This is a genomic window from Candidatus Sysuiplasma acidicola, assembly GCA_019721035.1.
GTDB lineage: Archaea > Thermoplasmatota > Thermoplasmata > Sysuiplasmatales > Sysuiplasmataceae > Sysuiplasma > Sysuiplasma acidicola.
The window spans coordinates 28,225-33,463 of the sequence record JAHEAA010000022.1 but is presented as its reverse complement, the minus strand read 5'-3'; the positions used below and the strand labels follow the sequence as shown (position 1 = coordinate 33,463).

Below are 5,239 nucleotides of genomic sequence, written 5' to 3'. Positions count from 1 at the left end.
TGGAAGGGAAACGTTCTCACCCTTCTGCATCCTGGCGAAGATCTCGTCTGCAGTTTTCTCTGTAAGGCTGTCTGCAGTACTGTCCTCTTCCTCCTCCTGCACCTTTTCCATCACTGTATCTGTACTGTTCCTTGCCTCTCTTCTCATATCTGCTCTCTCCATGTTCCCTGTGTCATACATCTGTCAGACATACTATCTTCCTCTTTCTCTCTTTCTGTTTTCGTTTTTACACAATTTTCCAGTGTACTCCCGGGCAGCTCAGAAAGACGAAGACGGATGAGCTCGACTGTGAACTCATCGCGGAGTTCACACGCAAGAACCACATGCATCACGAACAGACAAAGTGGTCCGGGGATGACGCGGGACTCAAGGAGAGAACACGTGTCAGGCAGCGGCTTGTCGACAGGGCGGCGAAGACAAAGGCACAGCTCAGAAGGGACCTGGACATACTCTGTCCGGGACTTTCGCAGGAAATGAGAGATGTGAATACACCTTCGAATATTGCACTGCTCAGGAGTTTCTGCCAGCACACGCGTCTGTTCAATGCTACGGCCGACGAGATTGAGAAAGTCATCTCCCGTTTCTATGCAGTCAAATCGAAGACGGCAGAGAAAGCAAAAACCCTTGCAGGCATATTCGCCGGCAGGAAGACAGCAGACGGTCTCGAAGAACCGCTCGTCGATGAGGTGCGCTACCTCATCAGGGAGCTTGAACTCATCAGCGAATGCACTGAGCATCAGGAGAGGAAGATAGGGAAGGAGATGGAGAAGAAGGGCAGCCTGGTTGCAACAGTGCCGGGCATCGGCCCCGTCACTGCAGCAATCATAGAGTGCGAAATTGCCAGCACGGGAAGGTTCGAGACTGTGAATGATGTGATTGCGTTCGCCGGTCTGGATCCGCAGAAAAGTGATTCGGGCAAGTATGAGAGCACGGGTTTGCCCATATCAAAGAGGGGGAGCAAGGCACTGAGAACAGCACTCTTCCAGAGTGCCTTGCCCGCGATACAGTGCAATCCGGCCTGCACCGTCCTCTACGACAGGCTCATTGCAAGGGGAAAGCACAAGAAAGTCGCAAGGATTGCCGTTGCACGGAAGCTTCTCATTCAGGCATTTTCCGTCATGAGACACGGAAAAGAGTTCACTATTCCGCAGTTGTATTTGAAGGCGAAGGCAGAGAAGTGCGTCGCCTGAGCGGAAAATCGGAAAAATTCAAAGACAGAAATTCACCGCCGCAACGTGTGCGGGAACGGCAATTTTATTCGTTGAATGAGCATACATCAGCTCAAGCACTCATCGCAGAATCAGCAGAAAAAAGCAATGTAAATGTCCATATAGGTCGCTTCGCAGCATTCATTTCCTGTAGCGGACACAGTGATTCGGTCTCCACATCCCGTTCTATATAACAATCAGGTTCCAGTAGAGAGTCATCGCCGAGTCTTTATCGCAGTGAAATATGAAACGGCCAAGGTAAAAACTGTCCATGCAACTCCTTCCAACACAATCCTGATCGCTGTCGGCGAATATGGGGACGCAGAAATGGGCTGAATGAAATTTTCAAAATTGCCGGTCACCGCTGTGGATGCAAGAGTAATTCCTCCTACTGGATTGAGATAGTAAGTGAGCAGCTGCAGGGACAAGTAGTTCTCGCTCACCCCAGGCACTCCAACGCCGATCGGAGGGGAAATGCCGAGGAATCCTCCAATTAATTGGCCAATGCTGCCCCATAGGACTGTAAAGACTATCAAAATGAAAAGTGTCGAACCGAAGAGCACCGAGTCCGACTTTACTACATTGGACAGTGCGAGTACGATGCCCAGAAAGGCCAAAAAGGAAAAATAGATTCCGGTCAGCAGAATGGTATAAACCGGCAAGGGGATGAGAGAGCTAAACCTCCAAAAAATCAGCATATCTAAGGTGGCGAATATGAGCAAAGGAAAGGTGAACAGTGATATTGCCGAGGAAATCCATCTGGACAGAAACAACCTCCCGCGCGTGATTGGCCTTACAAGGATACTGTCCATAACACCTGCCGAAAACAGCCTTCCATAGTTGGTATAAGCTATCAGGAATGCTATCATGGAGCCTAGTACAGGAAGATAAGCTGACGAAAATATGGCTGCCTCATCGGCCGCCTGATAACCCGGTGAGGGAAAACTCAATCTGAGGTTGACACTCTCTGCCAAGAGGGTATTATTGGCGGAATATATAAAGACATTAAAAAACTGGGAGATCCCGGAAGGTCCAACAGGTACATTTACTATTGTTAAACAAAAATCAGAAATTGTGGCAACGAGTTTCTTACTGTTGTATTTGTTGTAACTGTTAGAACCATTTGTTTCGACCCCGGTGAGGCCACTGGCCTTTGCAAGATAGACTTTGACCGTTGAAGACCTTGTTCCGTTTTCACCCAAATAGAAAATCAAAAGGTTGTCCCCATAAGGGTCGCGCGGTTTTGCAACAGGGTTAATTTGATATCCCAATCCTGACATGTAATTCATGGAATGGTTTGAAGCGTTCAAGATTACGTTTGTCGAAAATTCTTCTCCGGCGTATGAATAATTCTCATAAGCTATGAACTGCTCTGTTAAGATCGGCGGACTGAAGGTGAAGTTCGCAAAACCGTTAGTGCTTGTAGTGGTTTCAGCCGAAAATACACGATTCGTCTGATTCAACACAACAAACGAAACCGATAGATGTGTCAGAGGATTACCTGTTGCATCGAAGAAGTAGCTAACCTGATGATAGGAGGAGTTTTCGTAAAAGTAAGCATGGTCAATGTTTATGCCGTTTTCCGAGGGGTTCGTTATGCCACCTATAAGGCTGGCGCCCACAATTATCGATATCGATAGCATCAGCGCCACTGAGGATATGAATGATTTACTTGTCAGAGATCGATACAAGTCGTAAGCTAGGCCGATATTGAGCTTATTCCTCATTGAATTCATGATTCCACTTACTCAGACTCATGGCATCTGAGTCTTCAATAAATTATGCTGTACAGTGCTTATTATGAGAGTAATTTTAGGATCCTCTTTTCCAAGTAACTGTAAAGCTTTGCAAATCATTGTTCAGTGAAGAAGGCTGCGCCAGAACATTACCGCTGGAGTTGTCCATGGTCAGTGCAACGTTTTGTATTCCATTCGATCCTAAGAAATACACGTTTCCGTCAGTTTCAGTTACTGTATTGTAATTACCAGAGCCTGCATACGCTGGCCCAAAATATGCTGTCCCGAAATTAGCAAGTGTAGGCAATCCGCCATTTACTGTAGGTCGCTCATCGATGAAATCGCCGGACTTCATGTCTGTGTTGTAGGTAAAAACCTTCTGAAAGAACCCGCTCGTATTTGTGTCAGCTATCGTGATTGTCCAAGTTGGATTATTGCCAAAGATTTCGGCAACCATTATATTTCCTGGATGGACTGCCATTTTAATCTTGACTTCACTACTGTTGCCAGGCTGACCGTTATAGGGGAGCATCTCATACCATGCATAGTAAGTAGTAGCACCAATACCGAAGAATCCAGAATAAGTATCAGACTCTGTTCCCACTTGAATAAGTTCACCTGAGAAATAGCCGCCAATACCCACCCATTGACTTGAATAAGTGTACTGATCTAAATTCGAGGTTGGTTTCACCTTTTGGAGTACCCATGAACCACTAATGCCTGATATAACAGGCTGTGGGTTGGAAAAACTTGTAGCCACCACATAACCTGCCCAATTTAATGTAGTGCCGGAACCGCCAATGAGATTAGCACGAGATGCTGAAACGACGTGCAGACTTTCTTTAGTCTGAGACGTTGATGCCGCGGCACTATTCGTGATCGAGTTGGCAGTGACCATACTCACACCGGATATGCTCAATAATACCACAATTGAAATTACTGTGATTCGAGAAACAATGTTAATAGTCACGCTCATATGATCAAAATTTCAATATTTGAAAGTTCCGATAAGTTCGGGTGTGCCCACAAAATATGAAATTGAGGAGATGCCATACCTTTTGTTTGCAACGACAACAGGATGGCGCATCTCCGCCGGATAATGTGCATCCGTTGTTTATCTGACTTTTGATGCCCATCCCGTTGTCGGCGGGATGGGATGTGAACGACAAGGAGAAGCAGGAACTGGAAAGTGTACAACGAGTGCCGGAAGTATGAAAAAGAAGAGGTCATAACAACTGTTGGTGCCGAGGTGAGAAGCAGGAGGGCGCCTTACAGGGTGAGGAGTGACGGCAGTGGAAGGCCGCCGGCGCCTCCTTCCGATATTGTGATGTTCCTCGTGCTGAAGACTCTCTTCTGCGACTCATACAGAGGCACATACTCGCTGCTGGCTGCTGACAGCACCGTTGTCATGCTCGACGGCATGACGACTGTGCCGCACTACAATATGGCACGGAAGTACTGCTCAAGAATATCAGAGAACTTTCTGCAGTCACTGATGCACTCGATAACAGTGGTGCTCAGAAAGTGCCGCAGGCTGAATATTGCCGGTGACGGCACCGGCTTCGGCACGAGGCGCTACCTGTGCTGGTTCGTGCCCAGGAAGGCAGGTAAGAAGAGGAAGAGGCAGTTCGTGTTCTTCTGCAGGGAACTCGATTTGTTTGGTGGTGAGCTCATTGGCATTGACAGCACGAAGCTGAGAGCTGTCAACTCCTTCGAGAATAACGTTACAAAAGCTGTCGCAGAGAAGAAGATAAGTGAGATTGACAGCGGAATAGACAGATACATCCGTGATATGGAGAGGGAGGACGAGCTTGAGGAAAGGCAAGAGCGGAGAGAGTCTCCAGGAAAAGATAAGGCAGCTCGAGGAGAAGAAGGAACACTACTCAAAGATGCTAGATGAAATGGAGAGCACGGGCGAGCACGAGATTTCACTGACAGATCCTGACTGCAGGGCAGTCGGGTGCAATGGTGTGCCCGGCATGAACGGAGGTCAGAAGGTGAAAGTCCTTTACGGGGTTGCAGCAGCGACCGTTAGCCGAACGGCAAGGGTGTCAGTCGCGAGACTGAATCTGAAGGAAGCCGCAGGCAAAGTCCCGGCCCGACGAACAGAAACCGTATACGAGGCGGTGAGCAGACCGGACAAGCTCGCCATTCAGAGCGAAGTCCAACAGCTGCACAGGTCTGCTTGCGTATATGCGGCGGGTATATGGGATGAAGGCATCCGTTCTTACCCGGGGAGATCTGGCATCATGCAGCAGCATGTGAAACGGGCCGGAGTTTCGTCCGTACAAACAT

6 protein-coding genes are annotated in these 5,239 nt (G+C 48.1%); 3 read left to right on the top strand and 3 right to left on the bottom strand.

Going from position 1 to position 5,239, the window contains the following annotated elements; translation table 11 throughout:
- Positions 1-180, bottom strand: a 180-nt coding sequence (locus KIS30_09095) for a hypothetical protein (protein MBX8646895.1), incomplete at its 3' end; no start/stop codon positions are given.
- Here KIS30_09095 and KIS30_09090 point away from each other — a divergent pair.
- Complete coding sequence (locus tag KIS30_09090) at positions 132-1,190, top strand: IS110 family transposase (protein ID MBX8646894.1); 1,059 nt, start codon at positions 132-134, stop codon at positions 1,188-1,190. The genes KIS30_09095 and KIS30_09090 overlap by 49 nt on opposite strands.
- A 233-nt stretch (positions 1,191-1,423) precedes the next feature.
- Here KIS30_09090 and KIS30_09085 read toward each other — a convergent pair whose 3' ends face one another.
- Together KIS30_09085 and KIS30_09080 are read right to left on the bottom strand one after the other, a co-directional pair.
- Positions 1,424-2,944 (bottom strand): ABC transporter permease subunit, encoded by a 1,521-nt coding sequence (locus KIS30_09085; GenBank protein ID MBX8646893.1) that lies wholly within the window; start codon positions 2,942-2,944, stop codon positions 1,424-1,426.
- 76 nt (positions 2,945-3,020) lie between these two features.
- On the bottom strand, positions 3,021-3,842 hold the full coding sequence (locus KIS30_09080) for a hypothetical protein (GenBank protein ID MBX8646892.1): 822 nt from the start codon (positions 3,840-3,842) through the stop codon (positions 3,021-3,023).
- Between the two features lie 291 nt (positions 3,843-4,133).
- Between KIS30_09080 and KIS30_09075 the strand changes: the two genes are divergently transcribed.
- On the top strand, positions 4,134-4,844 hold the full coding sequence (locus KIS30_09075; GenBank protein MBX8646891.1) for a hypothetical protein: 711 nt from the start codon (positions 4,134-4,136) through the stop codon (positions 4,842-4,844).
- On the top strand, positions 4,756-5,239 hold a 484-nt coding region (locus KIS30_09070), incomplete at its 3' end, for a hypothetical protein (protein MBX8646890.1). The genes KIS30_09075 and KIS30_09070, both read left to right, overlap by 89 nt.